We start from the raw sequence: 19,502 nt of genomic DNA on the forward strand, positions 1-19,502 counted from the left end.
CATTTCACCCTTCCAAATTCATAACCTTGAGCGACTCGATTCCCCGGTCATCCACAATCTTCACGGCAATTTTGCGGTTGTCGCCCGCCGCAAACGGCAGACTCACCGTGCCATGAAATGCCTGCAAGAGGGATTCATCCAATTCGGCGCGAATATCCTTTTTGAGCTTTTCCCAGCCTTCGCCTTTGCCCGCCATCGGAAAGAACACCTGTTTGGGGAACAGGCTGCGTTCGTCGTAGTCGGTATCCAGCGCCCACATCGCAATGTTGTTTTTGCCACCAGAGACCAGTTCCCCTTTCACGGTGTCAAAGTAATCAAAGCCGTGGACTTCGACTTGATAGTACTTTTCCTCCCCCTCTGCCCCTTTCCCGCCTGCGGGCGAGGGGAGAAATACACGGCGCACCTCCACCTCAGGCTGTCCCATCAGCCAAAAGCTCTGGTTGCTGGTTCGGGCTTTTTTCAGGTCTTCGGTCAATAGGTCGGTGTTCATCTGCGCTTTCAAGGCGGTAATGCCTTGGATGGCATCGATATCCTTGGCGGCTTCGGGGTCGAAGGCAAAGGCGCAAAACACCAGCATTTTGGGCAGCGGGAACAAGGTGCCTGCCTCGTACATCGCATTGCTGACCTGCCTTGGTTCGAGTGCCCCATGTTCGGGGCCAAAGCTCACCACCACCCGTTCCCCCGTGTCCAGGTGACCGCTGGCGTGCAGGTTGCGGATGCGGTCGGCCGAAGGCAGTGCTTCCAGATCGGCAAATTGCAACCTCTGTCCGCCCTTGCCGCGAATGCCTGTTTTCAGCAATTCGTCACGCCACTGGTGCTGGCGTCCGCTCTCCCCCGTGCGGGCAATGCTCGCATCGGCCTGTTCCGGACCGCTGGCCTCATCCAGCGATTTGACGCTGGGGAATGGAACGGCCTCGACGGTGAACGGGCCGGTGATGCGGAGTTTGTCTTTGGCCTTTTCAGGTTGGTCGAACAGGGTTTCCTGGTCGGCATGTGCGGCGATGGAACGATCCATCTCCGCCTGCATTTTTTGGCGTGCGGCGTGCAAGGCAGCCCATAGAGGCTGGATGGATGCAGGCCAGTCTGGAGGGAAATCAAAAGGCACTTCCCATTCCAGCAGCGCGGTGCCTTCGGCTTCGCCCTCACCCCCCACCCCTCTCCCGCAAGCAGGCAAAGGGGGTGACATACCAAAAACCAGCTTTTGCCCTTTGCGAACGCCTTCGGTCACCACAAACGGCCGGGTGGGTGGACAGGCTGCCAGCGCCGCGTTGAAGTTCGCCAGCGCAGCCTCGATGCCCGGATGCAGCCGCCCGTAAATGGTGTCGATCTCAGGGTTGTTGGCAATACTTTTGAGGGTGACGTGCGGAACGGTTTTGTAGACAAAGCCGCCTTTCAATCCTTCGTGCGGGTATTTCAGCGCGTAATAGTCAAAGCTGGCGGTCATCAACCGCTGCTTGGCCAGGGTGACGGCCACGCGAGAGGTATCGCAGGTAATCCAGCGCCGGCCCCATTTTTCGGCGACATACGCGGTGGTGCCGCTACCGCAGGTGGGGTCGAAAACCAGGTCACCGGGGTCGGTGGTCATTAGGATGCAGCGTTCGATGACCCTGTCTGCGGTCTGGACGACGTAAGTCAACTCCTTACCGATTTGCATGGATTCCCAGTGGTCATCGACAGGTACGACTGGAAAATCATCAAGATATCGTTTGTACCGAATCGTGGTGTCAGCCTCAAAAATCCTTCCTGTTTTCGCCACGCGGTCGAGTCCAGCCACAGATGTTTTCCAATGCGATGTGGACTTTGGTTGGAACTCACGACTATGGAAAGTGAACACCTGTCCCGTATTTGACTGACCATCAGAGATTAAGCTAGTAAACTGGTAGGCTCTGCCTACCGGTTTACTAAATGGGTCTAAATGTTCGGCTTTGGTGAATCGCCGGGATGCGCCGCTTGGAAACTCAACTTGGTCATAGCGCGTTAAAGACTTATCGCCAGTTTGACGAGGTAAATAGAGTTGGTGATATCTAACGTGACTTTTATCCTTGGCGTACCAAACCAAAAAATCAACAGTAGCGCCGAGTAGTGCGCCTTCCTGACTGCCTGTTTTTTGAACTTGTATGGTTGAGCAATAGTTGCTTTCACCCATAACTTCATCCAGAAGATTTCGTATCAAATGCAAGTTTTCATCCGAAATCTGGACAAACACGCTTCCCGTCTCACTGAGCAATTCCTTGGCCAATAGCAGCCTATCCCGCAAATAGGTCAAGTACGAATGAATCCCCAATTCCCAGGTATCCCGAAACGCCTTGATCATTTCAGGTTCTTGGGTCAGGTCGGCATCTGCGCGGTCTTTGACATCGCGCTTGCCTACAAAAGGCTGGAAATTGCTGCCGTACTTGATGCCGTAGGGCGGGTCGATGTAGATCATCTGCACCTTTCCAGCCATGCTTTCTTTTTGTAGCAGGCTGTTCATGACCAGCAAGCTGTCACCGGCAATCAACCGATTCGCCCATCCGCGCTCGTGGCGGTAAAAATCGATTGCATCGCGCAGCGGCAGGTTTTCAAACGGCGCATCAAACAAACCGGGTTGTATGGCTTGCTGCATGGCTTTTATCGCACCCTGGCCTTTCCCGTTGGCGGCCATGGCTTTGCGCACGGCAGACAAAATGCTTGCAGGGTCGATGCGCTCATGCACGTGCAGGCTGACGGTGTCGATGTCAAAACTGGTGCGCTCGGCCTTGCCTGCCCAGTCCAAATAGGGGCGCTGCAATCGCTTCAATTCCTGAAGCGCATCACGCAGATCTGACGGGTTTTCCGATGCCAACGCATCATCAATCAACGCCTCAATGCGTGTACGTTGGGGGTCAAACTGCAAGGCAGGGTCCAGATGCGGGTCGTAGGCCCAGCGGTTTTTGCCCGCTTCAGGGTCAGTGGCCGGCGAGACCATGCCCACTTCGGGGTTGTTCACCCTTTTGTCCGCATGGCGATAAGAAATGATCTGCGCTACCGTGGCAACACGTGGCATGGGCGCTTGCACCGCTGCTGTGGCTGCTGGCAGGGTGGCGGCTTGGGCGACGACCTCCGGTACAGCTTGGGGATGCAGCGCCAATGCATCCGCGCCATCCGCCAGATCAGCCTGTGGTGTTGGCGGTGCAGCGCGCCGCACCGAGCCGCCACGCCCCTGGCCCTTGACCAGCAGACCTTGTGTGACAAGGGCGGCATGCGCCTGCCAGTAAGCGCCTTCGGTGAGTGGCGTACACCCCATGCTGGCGAGCTTGGCTTCCAGCGCACGTTGGAGTGTGGTGTTGCCAATGGGGCTGCCGTCAGAGTGCACCAGGGCCAGCAGCAGCTCGGTCAAGGGCGGATCGGGATGGGTTGGTGGTGTGTCGGGATCGCTCATGGATGCCTTCTTGGTATACCCATTGTGCGCGTTGGGCCAGTGGTCTGACATTGGCCGACAGGTGGTGGGTACAGGAATGGGATTAGGGAATGGAAAGTATTGGGCAGCGCGGTTCATTGTAAAACTGCATGGCGCATATTCCTTGCATGGCACTAGATTCCCAAAAAATATGTGCGCATATCGTATGCCTGATAACGTAGCTAGATAACGTAGCCTGTTTAGGGGGGGATGCTACCCAGCTTGGAAAGCATGAATCAAAATAGGCTTTGCATCATGGCAGCCAATACATCCCATAGAAAAAAGATGTTTCTCATTGCCAAGGTTTTGTGCTTTATGGAGATATTTCCATGCTCGGCATAGCCGATGGAAAAATGACCATTTGAACAGTTACCATGCGCCCATGAAAAAGTTCAACACCGCTGGCCCCAGCATTGCCGCAGACCATTACCTGATCGACCCGCTGGCGCGCATCGACTTGCCGGAAATCGAGACCTTGATTGCCGACAAGCGGTATTTCGTCCTCCACGCCCCACGTCAAACCGGCAAGACCACATCGCTGCTCGCGTTGATGCACTATTTGAATGCGCAGGAAACATACCGTGCGCTGTACGTCAATATCGAGGCAGCGCAAGCATTGCGCGGGGATGTGAAGGCGGGAATGGCCGTCATCGGCAGCGCAGTGGCCCATGCGGCGGGGCTGTATCTGCAAGACCACCGGTTGGTCGAATGGCTGGGACGAGAGGGGCAATCCATCCCAGAAGGAGACATTCTGTCGCGCCTTCTTGCTTACTGGTCCCAAACCAGTGACCGCCCAGTGGTGTTGCTGCTCGATGAAGTCGATGCGCTGGTCGGCGATACGCTGATTTCGTTGCTGCGCCAAATCCGTGCAGGCTATGCGCAGCGCCCAGAAGCCTTTCCGCAGGCGATGATCTTGTGCGGCGTTCGGGACGTTCGCGACTACCGCATCCACACTGCGCACCATGAAATCATCACCGGCGGGTCAGCATTCAACATCAAAGCCGTGTCATTGCGGCTGGGGAATCTGAGCGAACAGGAAACGCGGGAACTGTGGCAACAGCATCAGGATGCCACCGGCCAGCACATCGACCCTGCGATCTACCCGGAACTGTGGCAAGACACAGCAGGCCAGCCGTGGCTGGTCAACGCCCTGGGGTATGAGGTGACGTGGCAAGACCGCGAAGCACGCAACCCCCAGGTACCGATCACACTGGAACGGTACAAAGCAGCCCGCGAGCGGTTGATCCAAAGCCGGGCCACGCATTTGGACCAGCTCACCGACAAACTCCGGGAACCCCGCGTGCATGGCATCGTGGCGGCGTTGTTGCAAGGCGAAGCAGTGACAGAACAATTCCCGACCGACGACCTGCAATACGTCGAAGACTTGGGATTGGTACGCCAAAAGCCGATGTTGGCTTTGTCCAATCGCATTTACCAGGAAATCATCCCCCGCGAACTCACGTGGTCTACGCAAGTCGTCCTCACCCACGAACAACCTTGGTATCTGGACGACAACCGCCGGATTGATGTGCCCAAATTGCTTCGTGCATTCCAACAATTCTTTCGGGAGAATGCGGATGCCTGGCTAGAAAAATACGACTACAAAGAAGCCGGGCCGCAATTGTTGTTGCAGGCTTTTCTACAGCGCATCGTCAACGGCGGCGGACGAATCAGCCGCGAATATGGGCTGGGAAGAAAACGCACCGATTTGTTTCTGGAATGGCCGTTGGACATACAACAAGGCTATTTGGGGACGGTGCAGCGCGTAGTAATAGAAATCAAAATCGTCCACGACCACCAAAGCCTGGACACATTACAAAAACAGGGAATTGCCCAAACGGCAGGGTATGCCGACCAATGCGGCGCCCAGGAGGCGCATTTGGTTCTTTTTGACAGAAGGCCGGGCAAGACCTGGGAAGAACGGATATGGCAATCCGAAGCCACCGAAGGGCCACGAACTATTGTGGTGTGGGGGGTGTAGGCGTTGCCGGGTATTCCAGTGCAACGCCGCGCACGATCTACCCCTGATGTACGTCCAAGGCTTGAACACCTTGGAGCGCTCGCGCCAGACTGGAGGAATACCGCGCCGCACGCCAGGCACTCCAATGGCTGCGGACAAAGGTTCCCAGATGCAGGTTGTACCCCGTGCCCGGTTTACCGGGGTCGGTCGCAGCAATCACTTCGTCGCGGAACATCCGAACTTTGGAACGCCGCATCAGGTTCAGTATCAATCGCTTAGGGTCTGGTTCTGCATCAGGATGGTGTGGCAATTTGTTCAGCGGTACCGCCAGTGCCTGGGCAAAACCCTCGCGGTCGGCCAGCAGCCAGCTTTCGGCTTCGGTCTGTGCCAGTCGCAGAACGAAGCGATCAGGGTCAACGCCTTGCAACCATGAAGAGCGAAGCGCCACAGCACATTGGCCATCGGTATCGGCGATACAAAGCACAGGCTGAACGTACTTGGCCTGCTCGATGTACCGAGGCAAAGCGGGCTTGAGCTTGGTCACACCTTGCGTATCAATCGATGTTCGCGCCAAGCTCCAACCGGGCAAACCAGCCGCTACCAGGCGTTCTCCCAGCGCACAACACAAGGCATCTTCACCTACCACCAGGATGCGCTTCATGCAAAAAGACCCAACTGCTCCAGCGCTTGCGGTCGAGTTTTGGGTAGCAGGACTTCGGACGGATGAAGCCCATGTGCCATGGCATTCGATTCATCGGGGTCAGGTACACGAATCGTTGAACCATTGGCACCCGGCTCAATCAGCAACATGGCCTGTGGATCAGCGACCTCGGTGAGCAGTACCGCGCTGTGCGTACTGACCAAGACCTGCCGTGGCGACAAGCGTTTTTTGCGGTCACGCAGGATACGGTCGATCATCAAGGGGATATGTGCCACGATACCGTCGTTGAGCGACAGTTCCGGCTCCTCCAGCAACAACAGGCCATCACCCTCCTGCAATGCCCACAGCAAGCCAATCAAGCGCAGCGTTCCATCAGACAACTGATCTTCTTTTTGCCATGCACCATGTCCACGCCAATGGGAAAAGTTGGCCGCCAGGTGCCATAACCCCGTCACAGCGTCTTGTTCAAAGCGCAATGCTGAAAACAGCGGCACAGCTTTGGCCAAAGTACTGGAAATGCGGCGGAGTCGTGCATCACGGGTTTTGGTGGGTGTTTTGGCGATGCGTTGCATCAATCCTTGCCCAAAAGGATCGCTCTCCAGCATTCGGCTACCAATTTCGTCGCTGAACTTCAACAATTGGGGTACCAGATGCAAATACGTTGTGCCTGATAAATGCTCCACCAAAGGCCGGAAACTTGCGTTATTGTTGATTTGTTCCAGGTGGGTTTGCGTCAAGCGGTCAGGGTCTGCCTGGTCTTCGGGGTTGGGGCGGGTAAAAACTTCCTTGCCATTGCACTCTACAGATTCGTGTAATACCAGCGCCCTGTGTAAGCCAGTACTTTCCGATTTGATGGCCAGCACATAGCGCCAGGCCGTGGGTTGATCAGGGGTGGAGTCTGTCATCTCCACCTCAATGCGCACTCCCGGGTCTTTTCTTGCGTGCAGACTGCGAATCTTGCCCAGCCCGCCACGCTCCTTGATCGCTTTCTGCAGCCCACCGCCGTCCGTTTGTGCCAGCGTGCGCAAAAACCGAAAAACATCAAGCAGGTTGGACTTGCCCGAGGCATTGGCCCCAATCAGGTACGCCCTGGGCCCGAGGGGAATATCCACCTCGCGGAAATTGCGCCAGTTTTTCAGTTTGATTCGGGTGACCAACATCTTTCAGTCCTTTTGGGCAGCAATGGTTCGCTGTGATATGGGCCTTCGCTGTCGCATATTCCAGCAATGTGACCGCTGATTCTGGGAGGCGTAACCAAGGGGTCGGTGTTGTGCTTGAGATTTTTTTCATAAACCCCTACCAGGCCGCCGGATGTTCCCCCTGACCGGGTTGGCTTGGTCGTCGATTCTCCCTGTTGCGGCCCGATTATTTCTGTGCATCGACGTTCCGGTCAGCGTACAACGCTGGTGGTTTTTTATCAGCCGATCCAGCAACGTATCGGCAAAAGTTACCATGCACCGATGAAAAAGTTCAACACCGCTGGCCCCAGCATTGCCGCAGACCATTACCTGATCGACCCGCTGGCGCGCATCGACTTGCCGGAAATCGAGACATTGATTGCCGACAAGCGGTATTTCGTCCTCCACGCCCCACGTCAAACCGGCAAGACCACATCGCTGCTCGCGTTGATGCACTATTTGAATGCGCAGGGAACATACCGTGCGCTGTACGCCAATATTGCGGCAGCGCAAACCGCACGGGGCAATGTGGCAAGCGGGTTGTCCGCAATCACCCAGGCGCTGGTTCGTCAGGCGGCGTATTACATCCAAGACACCGCGCTTTCCGCATGGCTGCGTCAGAACAAGGACATGGACCCCAACGAGCTGCTGACGGCGCTGCTTTCCCACTGGGCACAAACCAGTGACCGGCCTGTGGTGTTGCTGCTCGATGAAGTCGATGCGCTGGTCGGCGATACGTTGATTTCGTTGCTGCGCCAAATCCGTGCAGGCTATGCGCAGCGCCCAGAAGCCTTTCCGCAAGCGATGATTTTGTGCGGCGTTCGGGACGTTCGCGACTACCGCATCCACACTGCGCACCATGAAATCATCACCGGCGGGTCAGCATTCAACATCAAAGCCGTGTCATTGCGGCTGGGGAATCTGAGCGAACAGGAAACGCGGGAACTGTGGCAACAGCATCAGGACGCCACCGGCCAGCACATCGACCCTGCGATCTACCCGGAACTCTGGCAGGACACAGCAGGCCAGCCGTGGCTGGTCAACGCCCTGGGGTATGAGGTGACGTGGCAGGACCGCGAAGCACGCAACCCCCAGGTACCGATCACGCTGGAACGGTACAAAGCAGCCCGCGAGCGGTTGATCCAAAGCCGGGCCACGCATTTGGACCAGCTCACCGACAAACTCCGGGAACCCCGCGTGCATGGCATCGTCGCGGCGCTGTTGCAGGGGGAAGCGACAAACATTGATGTCACCACCGATGATCAACAGTACGTCGAAGACATGGGCTTGGTCATCACCCGCCCCCAATTGCGCATTGCCAACCGCATTTACCAGGAAATCATCCCACGGGAACTGACCTGGATCGCCCAAACCCGCATCACCCACGAACAACCCTGGTATCTGGATGAAAACCGCCGGCTCAAACTGCCCAAATTGCTTCGTGCATTCCAACAATTCTTTCGGGAAAACGCGGATGCCTGGCTGGAAAAATACGACTACAAAGAAGCCGGCCCGCAATTGTTGTTGCAGGCTTTTCTACAGCGCATCGTCAACGGCGGCGGGCGAATCAGCCGCGAATATGGACTGGGAAGAAAACGCACCGATTTGTTTTTGGAATGGCCGGTGGATATACAACAAGGCTATTTGGGGCCAGTGCAGCGCGTGGTGATAGAAATCAAAATCGTCCACGACCACCAAAGCCTGGACACATTACAAAAACAGGGAATCACCCAAACGGCAGGGTATGCCGACCAATGTGGCGCCCATGAAGCGCATTTGGTTCTTTTTGACAGAAGGCCGGGCAAGACCTGGGAAGAACGGATATGGCAATCCGAAGCCACCGAAGGGCTACGAACTATTGTGGTGTGGGGGGTGTAACATGACTTTGTTGAATGTTCTTGGCTTCGAATGGGATCGTTCTATCGTTCCGACTTCCGTTCCTGTGTACTCGATAGAACGGGTTTGCTTCCGCTTCCACAAGATGCTGCCGGAGTTCGTCTGGGACGCTTCAATGCTGGAAGGCAACCCCTTCACTTTTCCAGAGGTCAAGACGCTGCTGGACGGCATTACCGTCGGCGGCCACAACATTTCCGATCAGGAACAGGTGCTGAATCTGGCGCAGAGCGCCAAGCGACTGCTGGTCATGGTCAAGAGCGGCCAGTTTTCGCTTTCCAAGCCGGTGTTCACGGAACTACACAGCATCGTTGCCCGCAATGAAGCCTTGGAATGGGGCGTGTTTCGTGGTGAAGGCCAGGAGACGAACTACACCCCGGACGTGGGACTGGGTGAGCGTGGGCGTCATACCCCTTTGCCGACGCGGCCCGGCGCGCCAGAACTCAACCAGGTATTCGATCAAGGCGTGACCGCGCTGCAAGCGTGCGCACCATTCGAGCGGGCAACAGCCTTCTTTCTGTTCGGTGCATTGCAGCAGTTCTTTTTTGACGGCAACAAACGCACGTCGCGCTTCATGATGAACGGCGTGCTCATGTCGCAGGGGATCGACGCGATCAGCGTTCCCGCCGCCAAGGCGCAGGAATTCAACGAGAAGATGGTTCGTTTTTATCTGTCGAAAGATGCGACAGCAATGATGGCGTTCCTCGTCGGCTGCCACCCGGAAGCGGAGGCGATTTTGCGATGAGATCACGCAAAGTTGCGTGAACGGTTTCCGCATTGGGGAATGCAGCGATCACCTCAGAAATCAAGTTCGAGGCGAACCGTATCGCAAAATTTTTTGCGTATTGGGCATGCAACATCCTTTGCCGCCTCAATCCTCATCGTTATCGTCATCCCTCATCGATCCAGAATTCGGGTCACGCTGGCTGGACCAGCCATTCGGTAAAGAGGATGGTTCGGCCTTCGCCAAAACCTCTAGCAAGTCTGGAGCCGGATTCGGTGTTCCTGTACGCTTCAAAAAACGAATGACCGCTTCCGTCTCCGCCTCCGTCACAAATGGCGTCTGCACCCGCGCCAGGGAGTGATTCCCCGGGACCAGCAGCAGGCCATCCCCTTTGCCAAGCAGGTTTTCAGCACCTTGCTCGTCCAGAATGATTCGCGACTCCATGCTGGAAGTCACCCGGAACGCCAAACGCGCGGGCATATTGGCCTTGATGAGTCCCGTCAACACATCCCGCGAGGGCCGCTGGGTAGCCAAAATTAGATGGATGCCCGCAGCCCTCCCCATCTGGGCCAGACGCACCAGGGGCTCCTCGACGGCTTTCCCGCTTTGCAGCATCAGGTCAGCCAGTTCGTCGATCACCAGCAGGAGCAGCGGGGGCACCTCGACCGCCGGGGCCGGGTCTTGGGGCGAACGTCTGGCCTCCAGCATTTGCAGCCCTGCACGATTGCGCACCCCCAGGCTGGCCATGTGGCGATAGCGGGCCTCCATCTCCCCAACCAGCCACCCCAAGGCAGCCATCGTCTGGCGCGTCTGGGTGATGACGGGCGCCAGCAAATGCGGAATCCCATCGTAGATGGTGAATTCGGAACCTTTGGGGTCTACCAGCAACAACCGCACCTGACTGGGCTGCGCGCCGAACAACACCGCCCCCAGCATCGCATGCAGCGCCACGGACTTGCCGGAACGGGTGGTGCCAGCGACGAGCAGGTGGGGCAGTTCCTCCAGATCCTCCCATTGGGGATTGCCCCGGGCATCCACTCCGATGGGCAACAGCAGGGGTTTGTCGTGCGCCCGGCGGGGCGACCCCGCTTGGAGCAGCCTGCGCAAGGGCACGACCTGCCGTTCCCGATTGGGGATTTCGATACCGATCACGCCATGTTGAAACATCGGATCGACCCGGAGTCCAGGACTCGACAAGGCAAGCGCCAGGTCAGTCTCCAGGTTGCGGATGCGGGAAACCTTGACCCCCGGCGCGGGACGTAGCGCAAAGGTCGTGACGATGGGACCCACCTCCGTGCCCACCACGGTGGCCTTCACCTTGAAACCTTCCAACGTTCTTTCGATCGCGTCCGTCTGCTGTTGGAGACTGTCTGCATCGTCGGCAGTCGTCACCATGGAATCCGGCCCCAGCAACGCCAACGGTGGAATGGGCGGCGATGTCACACTGGCATCCGAAGACTGGGCCTGGATACCAAACTCGGTGACCAGATCCGCCATGCCGCCCGCAAAGCCCTGCCCCACCGCAGCCACCCGCCAATCGGCATCCTTGCGGTAGATCTCCAACAAGATCAACGCCTTTTCCCCAGCAAGCGCAGCGCCATCCAAACGAAAAATCGCGGTCACGCAATCCCCCTGCAGCAGCCGTGCATGGCCGCCCCGCATATCGGCGAAGCTGGATTCATCATCCACGGTCATTACAAACAGGAACCGGACGATATGCGCAGGCACTGCGTCGAGCAGCAGCTCGAAACCTTCCTGATCCCCCCTTGGGGAGGCAAGCTGTACGCCACCGCATGGCGTCATCGGCTGGTTGTAGTACGTCACGTAACGCTCGTCCGCGACCCGCCCGTTCCCATCCAGCCCAAAGCAAGCGCCATCCACCTCACCCTGGGGTACAGGGGTTTGCATACCGACTACGAACGGTTGATGCAGGTCCAGCACCTGCGCCAGGCTGATCCGCTGACCCTTTTGCAATTCCATATTCGTACCTTCCCGGATTTGTGGTCGGTATTCTGGCCTACGATTTCATTGATCGCCGATACCGCGGCACCTCCGCACACAGACGTTCGTCAATGGCCCACTTCCTTCTGGTGCCGAACGGGAAGCGAGCGTGTAATCGGAACACGGCTGCGCGGCGGTGGGAAAAGGCCCTTGAGATCGTGGTGATTCATCTGAACATGCGTTTCCAAAGATGGCTCAAGGCTACTTGCGAAGCGGCTTCTATGTGTCTACAATGTAGAAACATTTCAGGAGGCATCTATGGAAGCAGTCATTCGCAAATGGGGTAACAGCCCCGCCCTGCGCCTGCCAACCACCGTTTTGAGGGAGGCGGGTTATCAATTGGAGCAGAAGGTCGATTTGATCGTCTCGCGTGGTCGCATCATCATTCAGCCATCTGAAAAAGTTGAATATGACCTTGATGCACTCATCAGTGGCATCAATGCGACCAATGCTCACGATGAAGTCAGCTTTGGTTCGCCCGTTGGCAATGAGGCACTCTGATGCCACGTGCTTATGTCCCCGATACAGGCGAAGTGGTTTGGCTGGAATTTGATCCACAGGCTGGGCATGAACAGGCCGGCCACCGGCCTGCGTTGGTCATCAGCCCAGCAAGCTACAACGGGAAAACCGGACTGATGGTGTGTTGCCCAATGTCAACCAAGATCAAAGGGCACCCCTTCGAAGTCGTCACCAAGGTCGATGGCGTGGATTGCGCGGTGCTTTCAGATCAAGTGAAATCCCTCGACTGGAAGGTCCGGCAGGCCAAAAGAAAATCTGTCGTCAGCGCCGATGTGATACTGCATGTCAAAGCAAAGATGAAGGCCTTGTTGCAGATTTCATGAGGAACGACGATGATCCTACATTCCAGATGCGTTGGGGGTCATTGCCCGTGCGCGAGGCATGACAGAGGTTGCCAAAGCCAGCGGTCTGACCCGCGAAGCCCTGTACAAAGCCTTGCGCCCCAATTCACAGCCGCGCTTTGACACCATTGCCCGGGTTTGCGCGGCGCTGGGTGTGAAGCTGGTGGCCCAAGTGGCGCATCATGCGTAGGCTGGACCAAATTCAGGCCCAAACTGCCTCGCGATTGCATCCACCTGCCCTGCAAACCCTCATGGACTATCCACGCATTCCCTCACCATCAACCCCTGCGGACCGACAACCATGCTGCTGATGATCGACAACTACGACAGCTTTACCTACAACATCGTCCAATACCTAGGCGAGCTGGGCGCGCAGGTGCGGGTGGTGCGCAATGACGAAGCGACGGTCGATGAAGTCGCCGCATGGGTGGAGGCTGGAGAAATCGACAGGATCGTCATCTCCCCCGGGCCTTGTTCCCCTGCGGAAGCCGGAATCTCGGTGGGGACGATCACCCGCCTGGCTGGCCGGGTTCCAATGCTGGGGGTATGCCTGGGGCACCAGGCCATCGGCGCGGCATTCGGGGGGAATATCGTCCGTGCGCAACAACTGATGCATGGCAAAACGAGCGACATCACCACGACGCAGCAAGGCGTTTTTGCCGGGCTGCCCGAGCGGTTCACGGTCAACCGCTACCACTCGCTAGCGATCGACCGCCCAAGCTGCCCGCCATGCCTGGAGATCACGGCATGGACCGACGACGGGGAAATCATGGGCGTTCGGCATACGCAATACCCCATCGAAGGGGTGCAGTTCCACCCCGAAAGCATCCTGACAGAGCACGGGCATGCGCTGCTGAGGAATTTTTTGTCTATTTGATACAGCCCTGTTGGATTCGGGCCATACCGCAACCACTGCAATCGACCGCTGTGATGCCAGCGGCTAGCCCCTAGCGGCTAGGCCGAGCACGCCAGAGCTGCGCCGCAGCGGCCAGTACAAACCAGGTATTGGTGCTCAGGTACCGGCGCAACAGCAGGATGGGGTTGGCCGCGAGCCGCCCCAGCCACTCCAGCCCATAGCGTTGCATCCACTGCGGCGGGCGCTTGATCTGACCGGAGTGGTAATTGAACGCAGCCCCCACCCCCAGCATCACGGCGCGAATTTCGCCGCGATGCGAGGCCATCCAGCCTTCCTGCTTGGGGCATCCCAAGCTGACCCACAACGTCTGCGCGCCGGAAGCATTGATCTTGTCGATGATGTCGCGGTCTTCTTCGAGCGTCAACGCACGGTACGGCGGGCAGGAATACCCGGCGATCACCAGCCCCGGGAACGCAACACGCAGCTTTTTTGCCAACGTTTCGACGGTACGCGCACTGCTGCCGTAGAGGTACACACTTTCTTGGCGCTCGGACGCTTGAGCCAGATAGCGCCACATGAAATCCGGCCCATTGATCCGTTCCTGCCCGGCAAAACCCTGTTTGCGCAGCATCCACGCCACGGGAGCGCCGTCAGGCAGCGCCATGTCCGAACGGGCAATGACCTGGCTGAAAACCAAATCGCTATCCGCCGTCACGACAGAATGCACATTGCAAAAGCAGACGTAGCGGCTTTCGCGCCGATCCGCCCATTCCGCCACGCGAGACAACGCCGTATCCCAGTCAATGACGTCGATCGGGGAGCTCAATACACGGGCAACGGTGCGGTGGGGAGTAGTCATGGACAAGACAAAGAAGGCTGGGTTGGAACAAGTTGCAAATTGTTACACCTGCCCGGTACTGCACTGTTACGCCTGATACACCACAACACACGCAGCGCACAGGCACCTTGGCTGTTCTTGTGCTGTTCTCGCGCCGTTCTAATGCTGAAGAAGGAGGTAGGACGTACGCAAAACCGCCCCAGCGTCGTGATACCCACTTGCCGTACTGCTTTGGACGTTCCCTACACCCCCCGCCGGTACGGCGGTGCTTCCAACGCAGAAGCAATGCCATGCGCAAAGCGTCGCACCATGTTGTCCAGCGTATAGCGGTCTGCATCGGCCAGTGCTTGCGTGCGCATACGCTGCATACGCTGGGGGTTGGCCAGTAGTTGTAGGACTGCATCGGCGTAGGCGCTGACATCGTTCTCTGTCAGCAAGCCGTTATCTCCATCGCGTAGGTAGGCGATTTCCGGCGAATGTCTTGATGCGCGAAGAGAAACCATCACCAGCCCCGCACAGAATGCGTCGACGATATGCAGCCCCACCAACCCAGGGTTGAGCACCACATCGGCCATCCGAAAGTACAGAGCCTTGTCCCGGCCCGTGCGCACTCCCATTGGCCGGATATGCGCACGGGTTGCCGCAGCTTCGCGCAGCCAAGGCATCTCCGGCCCATCGCCGACGACCAGCAACACAAACCCCGGCATACGTTGCCGGATCCGATCCACCGCATCGACAAGGACATCGAGCCGCTTGTCCGGGTACAACGATCCACAGTACAGCCCCACCGGCGCATCCAGCGGAATATGCATATCCCGCCGAGCCTGCGCTACGTCAGCATCGGCCCAAGATGCCAGATCACGGCGAAAGCTGGTTGTATCGATGGCATTGTCCAAACAGGTGATGCGCTGCGCGGGATAGCCTGCCTGCGCAAGCAAATCGACCGTCGCATCGGTGTAAGCAAACCACCAGTCGACACGATGCATCAACCACGATTTCCACCGCTCGCGCAAGCCAGTCGGTGCGTCGCTCTGGAAATTCTTGCCATGCCCCCAGTACGCCACCTTCGTAGGCGACCCTAGGCGGCGCATCAACACGGGGTAGTTGGAAAGGATGCGGTTTTCCTGCATCACGATAACCAGATCGGCACTGCGCAGCCCAGGCGGCAAAGGCTGCCAAACCCAGTCCCGTTCCCCCACTTCCCAAAATCGATTGACTACCCGGTGCGCCCAGGGGAGTTGGCCTTCGTCCTTTTTATTTTTTTCTCGTCTTGTAGCTTGCCCATGTACTAACTCCAACTCGATACCTTGGGCACTACATATTTGTCGAAGACGATCAAAAAGAGCAACGCGATAGTGAAGGAGACGATGTTGAAGAATGACTACCTTTTTCATCGCAAGCATTCATTGATTTAATAATGCAGGTTGGATTACACAATAATCATACCCTCGTTCAGAAAATGTGAATTTTCCATTTTTTATCGCCAATTCGTGTAATACGATGGATGTATCATCTTCAAACCGTCGGCCAATGACCCGTGCGGGAACTCCGGCAGCAATAGAGTAAGGAGGAACATCGCACGTTACGACGCTACCTGCTGCGACTACACTGCCCTTTCCTATCGTAACTTTCGTTAGCAAAATAGCTCCAAACCCAATCCATACATCGGATTCGATCACAACTTTTTCATTGACATGCGTGTTTTGCATACGCAGACTACCCACCCATGGTGCATAACGAACAGGATAACCAACTGCCATGAAGTCATGATCGTTTCGACCAATGATGGCAACACGGTTCGCAATCAAGCAATAATCGCCAATATCACAATTTGCCTCAATATGGACCTGTTTCCCGATATATACATGGTTTCCAATGTTAATCGACTTTGGTGCCCAAAGGCGTGTACCCCATCCAACATGCAAGTCACGACCATGACACAAATAACTTTTCTTGCCAGAAGTCAGGATGTATGTCTGAAAACGTCGCAAAATTGTAAACATCATGAAAATTTAAATAATTATTTCACAAAAATATGTCATTCATTTTCTCAACGATTAAACACAAATATATTATTCAATTCTTTTACCAATGGCGATACTACTTTCGATGCTTCGCATAATACAAACACCACCCAACTCAGGAACGATGTCACCTTTCACCTACTCTTTCACGGCATTAACCACGTTCGCTGCTGCAAACGACCATCGCGCCGGGTATAGCTGCATGTCCATTCCCGGCCCCGCTGGGAACAACGCAAGCCTGTGGCGCCTTGCAGTTCTTGGACAACGCTGCGCCAACGATCCACGATAGGCTTGGGCTTGCCGGAGGTGGGTTCGATCATGCCGAGTCCATATTGGTTATCCCATCCATACCAGTAAAAACGTTCCACGCCCTCCGCACGCGCCAGCATCAGCGCACGCTCCAGTACATCGCCGGATTCTTGCGACCACTCCAGTTTCTTCCAGCCCCCTTTGGCCACCATGGGGTGGTCGGGAGTGCCATCGCCGTTGGCCAGCCACCACCCGGTTTCCGTGTTCCATAAGGGTTTGTCCCCTACGCCGTTTTTTTCCATGACTTGGCGGACTTGACGAATGAAGGGAACCATTGCCTCGGGGCCTTGGCGAAAGACATAAAAATGGTGCGCGACGATGTCCACGCACTTGTTGGCCCCCGCCGCCAAGTAGCGATCCAGGTACTCGATGTGCTTACCCCCGCCAGCAGAAGCGGCAGACACAACGGCAATCGTCGGGTCGATCTGGTGCAACACCCGCTTGGCCTCGCACGTCAGCCGGACGATGGCATCAATGTCACCGGAAAAATGCGCTTTGTCGCTAGGTTCATTCCATATCTCATAGTGCCGAATCCGCCCCCGGTAGCGGTTGCCGATGACTTGCACATAGCGAATCCAGTCTTCGATCTGCGCCGGTTCTGCGGCCCACCCTGGCTGGTAGGCGCTGGGTTCGTAGGGCCGTGCCGACGCCCATTGTGGGCTGGCGCCCAGCGGCAGGACGATATCCACATTCGCTATCGACGCCATCGCCACATAACGATCCAGCCGACTGAAGTCCCAATAGGCCTTCTTGGGTTCCAAATACGCCCAGGTTACGCCGGCATCCCACAGCCGCCAGCTTCCAAAGGGAACATTGGGCCAGGCTGTGCCCCGATCCGCACGGTGAAGATGCAAACCGAAATAGCTCAAAGGGATCGGCCCCATCGCATCTTTGGCGCTACTCGCCGCACTGCACCCTATACCGCACCCCACCGCAGCCGCCACAGCGACCGCAAACCACCACCGCTTTAGCCAGCTTTTTTGCATGGTTCTGTGCCCCTTTCCTGGATCATCCATCGCAGCCAACCTTCGAGCCTGCCCAGCGCCGTACACGCACCCACCACCGCCGTACGCACCTGTCCCCGCAGCAAGGGGATGCACACCGGAGCCAACAACCCCCGCCACACGACCCATGCACCCAAACGATGCTTGGCATAGAGCGCACCTGCCCCCCGGCCACGGATGTACGCCCCTTGGCATTGGTTCGACCATAGGCTGGATGGCGTAGCAGACCAAAGATGGTGTACCCGTGCCTGTGGAATATGTTCAATGCATGCCCCCGCGCTGAGCGCACGGAGTACGAGATCGGTTTCCTCTCCGCATCCATACCATTGCCCCACGCCCAGCCTCTCATCAAAGCCTTTCAGACCGTCCAACAGTTCCCGGCGCAAAAACAGGGAGATAGAACTCGCATCACCCCCCCGAAACCTGCGCCACGCCTGCAACGACAAAGTCCCCACAGACGTTTTGCCACGTGCTTGAGCCTGTTCCACCCACTGCGCCACCACACCCCCCAGCCCAAGCCGATCAGCAAATGCCCGCCGAATCTGCGCCACCGTATCCGGCTCGTACCAGCAGTCGTCGTCAGGGAATCCGACGACATCTCCCTGCGCATGGCGCAACCCAAGATTCCGTGCCTGCGAGAGGTTGGCAACCGTCATACGCACATGCTGGATGGTCAACCCTTGCGCCACGGCGCGTTCGACGACGCTGGACAAACGGTCATCAGGGTTTTGATCGACGAGGATGACATCGAAACCCTTTTCCGTCTGCTGCACGAGCGAATCCAGCATACGCACCACGTCATCGCGGCGATGCACCGTGGCCAGAACCAGGGAGATGTGCATCACAGACCCTGACGGATCATGCGGTGCCGCCGCACCCCATAGCGCAGCCACGATTCCAGCCACAGCCAGGGCCGTCGGCCGCAGTGTGCAAGCCGAACCTCCAAGTCTTCCCGCAAGGCAGCAAGACGGTTGGCCGACGACAGGCTGCCTGGGTGAACCCGAAAAACCGTCAGTGGCTCATCCAACTCGTATGGCGCCCCCAGTCGAGCCAATTTCAACCACAGGTCGTAGTCCATCGCGTACCGCAGGTTTTCCTCAAAGCCCCCTACCCGCTCCAGCCAGTCCCGCCGCACGAAAGCTGCGGGGTGAGGAATGAAGTTGCCTCGCAATAAACACTGTGCCGAATAACGAGGAGCAACAAAATTTTCAGGCATCCGTTTCTGCTCACGCAGGGATTCGATCCTCCCATAACACCAGCCTACGTCGTGTTGTTCCATGGCGCGCACCACCTTGGCCAGCACAGCGCCATCGAGATAAAAATCATCCGAGTGCAGGTATGCGATGACATCCCCTGTAGCTTCCGACAACCCGACATTCATTGCGTGCGAGATCCCCCCACGCACCTCATGCACGACACGTACAGGCCGTTCGATGGCAGCAATGCGCTGCAACGTCCCGTCTGTGGAACCCCCATCGACGAAGAGGTAGTCGATATCTGGATAGGTTTGAGCAAGCACGGAAGCAATCGAGTCTGCCAAAAACGGCTCACTGTTGTACGTGCAGGTGATGACAGAGACTTGCATATCGGCCATTCTCCCACCCAGACGGATACATCTGGAGTCCCCCACGCCCCCCCATAAGCATCAGCTCCACACCCTACTTTCCGACCAACTTCCCGTCGGCAGCACAATCCGCAATGGAATTTCTTGGCGTAGAGTGGGGATGTGCTATGCACGCTGGTACCCCCGCACACTGCGCTTGGGGTCTACCCTAG

At 57.1% G+C, this 19,502-nt stretch carries 16 protein-coding genes and 1 pseudogene; 7 read left to right on the forward strand and 10 right to left on the reverse strand.

Annotated features, from left to right (window positions below; genetic code table 11):
- Nucleotides 1-4: 4 nt before the first annotated feature.
- Nucleotides 5-3,400, reverse strand: coding sequence for a site-specific DNA-methyltransferase (locus CENROD_RS06075; RefSeq protein ID WP_022772689.1), 3,396 nt, complete (start codon nt 3,398-3,400; stop codon nt 5-7).
- A gap of 400 nt (nt 3,401-3,800) precedes the next feature.
- Between CENROD_RS06075 and CENROD_RS06080 the strand changes: the two genes are divergently transcribed.
- On the forward strand, nt 3,801-5,399 hold the full coding sequence (locus CENROD_RS06080) for a P-loop NTPase family protein (protein ID WP_022772696.1): 1,599 nt from the start codon (nt 3,801-3,803) through the stop codon (nt 5,397-5,399).
- A 37-nt stretch (nt 5,400-5,436) separates the two neighbouring features.
- Here CENROD_RS06080 and CENROD_RS06085 read toward each other — a convergent pair whose 3' ends face one another.
- Both CENROD_RS06085 and CENROD_RS06090 read right to left on the reverse strand, forming a co-directional pair.
- Entirely contained in the window at nt 5,437-6,039 is a 603-nt protein-coding gene (locus tag CENROD_RS06085; RefSeq protein WP_022772700.1) for a hypothetical protein, read from the reverse strand.
- Nucleotides 6,036-7,199 carry an AAA family ATPase gene (locus CENROD_RS06090; RefSeq protein WP_022772704.1) on the reverse strand — a complete coding sequence of 388 codons (1,164 nt, stop codon included), beginning with the start codon at nt 7,197-7,199 and terminating at the stop codon, nt 6,036-6,038. The genes CENROD_RS06085 and CENROD_RS06090 overlap by 4 nt, the downstream gene beginning before the upstream one ends.
- Nucleotides 7,200-7,499: 300 nt before the next feature.
- On the opposite strand from CENROD_RS06090, the gene CENROD_RS06095 reads away from it, so the two are divergent.
- Nucleotides 7,500-9,095: an AAA family ATPase gene (locus CENROD_RS06095; protein ID WP_022772712.1), complete on the forward strand. Its 1,596-nt coding sequence runs from the start codon at nt 7,500-7,502 to the stop codon at nt 9,093-9,095.
- Between the two features lies 1 nt (nt 9,096).
- The gene (locus CENROD_RS06100; protein ID WP_022772716.1) at nt 9,097-9,855 is read left to right on the forward strand and encodes a Fic family protein; all 759 of its coding nucleotides are present in this window, start codon (nt 9,097-9,099) and stop codon (nt 9,853-9,855) included.
- Between the two features lie 126 nt (nt 9,856-9,981).
- Here CENROD_RS06100 and CENROD_RS12465 read toward each other — a convergent pair whose 3' ends face one another.
- Nucleotides 9,982-11,814 carry a DNA translocase FtsK gene (locus CENROD_RS12465; protein WP_022772720.1) on the reverse strand — a complete coding sequence of 611 codons (1,833 nt, stop codon included), beginning with the start codon at nt 11,812-11,814 and terminating at the stop codon, nt 9,982-9,984.
- 279 nt (nt 11,815-12,093) lie between these two features.
- On the opposite strand from CENROD_RS12465, the gene CENROD_RS06110 reads away from it, so the two are divergent.
- The 4 genes and pseudogenes from CENROD_RS06110 (at nt 12,094) to CENROD_RS06125 (ending at nt 13,572) form a co-directional block, all read left to right on the forward strand.
- Nucleotides 12,094-12,336, forward strand: coding sequence for an AbrB/MazE/SpoVT family DNA-binding domain-containing protein (locus CENROD_RS06110; protein ID WP_022772723.1), 243 nt, complete (start codon nt 12,094-12,096; stop codon nt 12,334-12,336).
- Nucleotides 12,336-12,677: an endoribonuclease MazF gene (gene mazF / locus CENROD_RS06115; RefSeq protein ID WP_022772727.1), complete on the forward strand. Its 342-nt coding sequence runs from the start codon at nt 12,336-12,338 to the stop codon at nt 12,675-12,677. The genes CENROD_RS06110 and mazF overlap by 1 nt, the downstream gene beginning before the upstream one ends.
- Before the next feature lie 28 nt (nt 12,678-12,705).
- Nucleotides 12,706-12,885: pseudogene (locus CENROD_RS14565) on the forward strand (addiction module antidote protein); the annotation flags it as partial.
- Nucleotides 12,886-13,005: 120 nt separating this feature from the next.
- Entirely contained in the window at nt 13,006-13,572 is a 567-nt protein-coding gene (locus CENROD_RS06125) for an anthranilate synthase component II (RefSeq protein ID WP_187292350.1), read from the forward strand.
- A 70-nt stretch (nt 13,573-13,642) separates the two neighbouring features.
- Here CENROD_RS06125 and CENROD_RS06130 read toward each other — a convergent pair whose 3' ends face one another.
- From CENROD_RS06130 to CENROD_RS06150, 6 genes are all read right to left on the reverse strand, one after another.
- Complete coding sequence (locus CENROD_RS06130; RefSeq protein ID WP_022772738.1) at nt 13,643-14,410, reverse strand: WecB/TagA/CpsF family glycosyltransferase; 768 nt, start codon at nt 14,408-14,410, stop codon at nt 13,643-13,645.
- Between the two features lie 221 nt (nt 14,411-14,631).
- The gene (locus tag CENROD_RS06135; protein ID WP_187292341.1) at nt 14,632-15,687 is read right to left on the reverse strand and encodes a glycosyltransferase family 4 protein; all 1,056 of its coding nucleotides are present in this window, start codon (nt 15,685-15,687) and stop codon (nt 14,632-14,634) included.
- A gap of 105 nt (nt 15,688-15,792) precedes the next feature.
- Nucleotides 15,793-16,395, reverse strand: a complete 603-nt coding sequence (locus CENROD_RS14495) for an acyltransferase (RefSeq protein ID WP_151194596.1) — start codon at nt 16,393-16,395, stop codon at nt 15,793-15,795.
- Nucleotides 16,396-16,559: 164 nt separating this feature from the next.
- Nucleotides 16,560-17,738 carry a glycoside hydrolase family protein gene (locus CENROD_RS06140; protein WP_187292342.1) on the reverse strand — a complete coding sequence of 393 codons (1,179 nt, stop codon included), beginning with the start codon at nt 17,736-17,738 and terminating at the stop codon, nt 16,560-16,562.
- Nucleotides 17,690-18,568, reverse strand: a complete 879-nt coding sequence (locus CENROD_RS06145; RefSeq protein ID WP_022772753.1) for a glycosyltransferase family 2 protein — start codon at nt 18,566-18,568, stop codon at nt 17,690-17,692. Before CENROD_RS06145 ends, CENROD_RS06140 begins: the two co-directional genes overlap by 49 nt.
- Complete coding sequence (locus CENROD_RS06150; protein ID WP_022772757.1) at nt 18,568-19,311, reverse strand: glycosyltransferase family 2 protein; 744 nt, start codon at nt 19,309-19,311, stop codon at nt 18,568-18,570. The genes CENROD_RS06145 and CENROD_RS06150 overlap by 1 nt, the downstream gene beginning before the upstream one ends.
- Nucleotides 19,312-19,502 lie beyond the last annotated feature (191 nt).

Source organism: Candidatus Symbiobacter mobilis CR (assembly GCF_000477435.1).
Classification (GTDB): Bacteria; Pseudomonadota; Gammaproteobacteria; order Burkholderiales; family Burkholderiaceae_C; genus Rhodoferax; species Rhodoferax mobilis.

Coding starts and splice junctions, on each gene's coding strand:
- CENROD_RS06075 (WP_022772689.1), bottom strand. CDS start 3,400: ATGAGCGATCCCGACACACCACCAACCCATCCCGATCCGCCCTTGACC.
- CENROD_RS06080 (WP_022772696.1), top strand. CDS start 3,801: ATGAAAAAGTTCAACACCGCTGGCCCCAGCATTGCCGCAGACCATTAC.
- CENROD_RS06085 (WP_022772700.1), bottom strand. CDS start 6,039: ATGAAGCGCATCCTGGTGGTAGGTGAAGATGCCTTGTGTTGTGCGCTG.
- CENROD_RS06090 (WP_022772704.1), bottom strand. CDS start 7,199: ATGTTGGTCACCCGAATCAAACTGAAAAACTGGCGCAATTTCCGCGAG.
- CENROD_RS06095 (WP_022772712.1), top strand. CDS start 7,500: ATGAAAAAGTTCAACACCGCTGGCCCCAGCATTGCCGCAGACCATTAC.
- CENROD_RS06100 (WP_022772716.1), top strand. CDS start 9,097: ATGACTTTGTTGAATGTTCTTGGCTTCGAATGGGATCGTTCTATCGTT.
- CENROD_RS12465 (WP_022772720.1), bottom strand. CDS start 11,814: ATGGAATTGCAAAAGGGTCAGCGGATCAGCCTGGCGCAGGTGCTGGAC.
- CENROD_RS06110 (WP_022772723.1), top strand. CDS start 12,094: ATGGAAGCAGTCATTCGCAAATGGGGTAACAGCCCCGCCCTGCGCCTG.
- mazF (WP_022772727.1), top strand. CDS start 12,336: ATGCCACGTGCTTATGTCCCCGATACAGGCGAAGTGGTTTGGCTGGAA.
- CENROD_RS06125 (WP_187292350.1), top strand. CDS start 13,006: ATGATCGACAACTACGACAGCTTTACCTACAACATCGTCCAATACCTA.
- CENROD_RS06130 (WP_022772738.1), bottom strand. CDS start 14,410: ATGACTACTCCCCACCGCACCGTTGCCCGTGTATTGAGCTCCCCGATC.
- CENROD_RS14495 (WP_151194596.1), bottom strand. CDS start 16,395: ATGATGTTTACAATTTTGCGACGTTTTCAGACATACATCCTGACTTCT.
- CENROD_RS06140 (WP_187292342.1), bottom strand. CDS start 17,738: ATGGATGATCCAGGAAAGGGGCACAGAACCATGCAAAAAAGCTGGCTA.
- CENROD_RS06145 (WP_022772753.1), bottom strand. CDS start 18,568: ATGCACATCTCCCTGGTTCTGGCCACGGTGCATCGCCGCGATGACGTG.
- CENROD_RS06150 (WP_022772757.1), bottom strand. CDS start 19,311: ATGCAAGTCTCTGTCATCACCTGCACGTACAACAGTGAGCCGTTTTTG.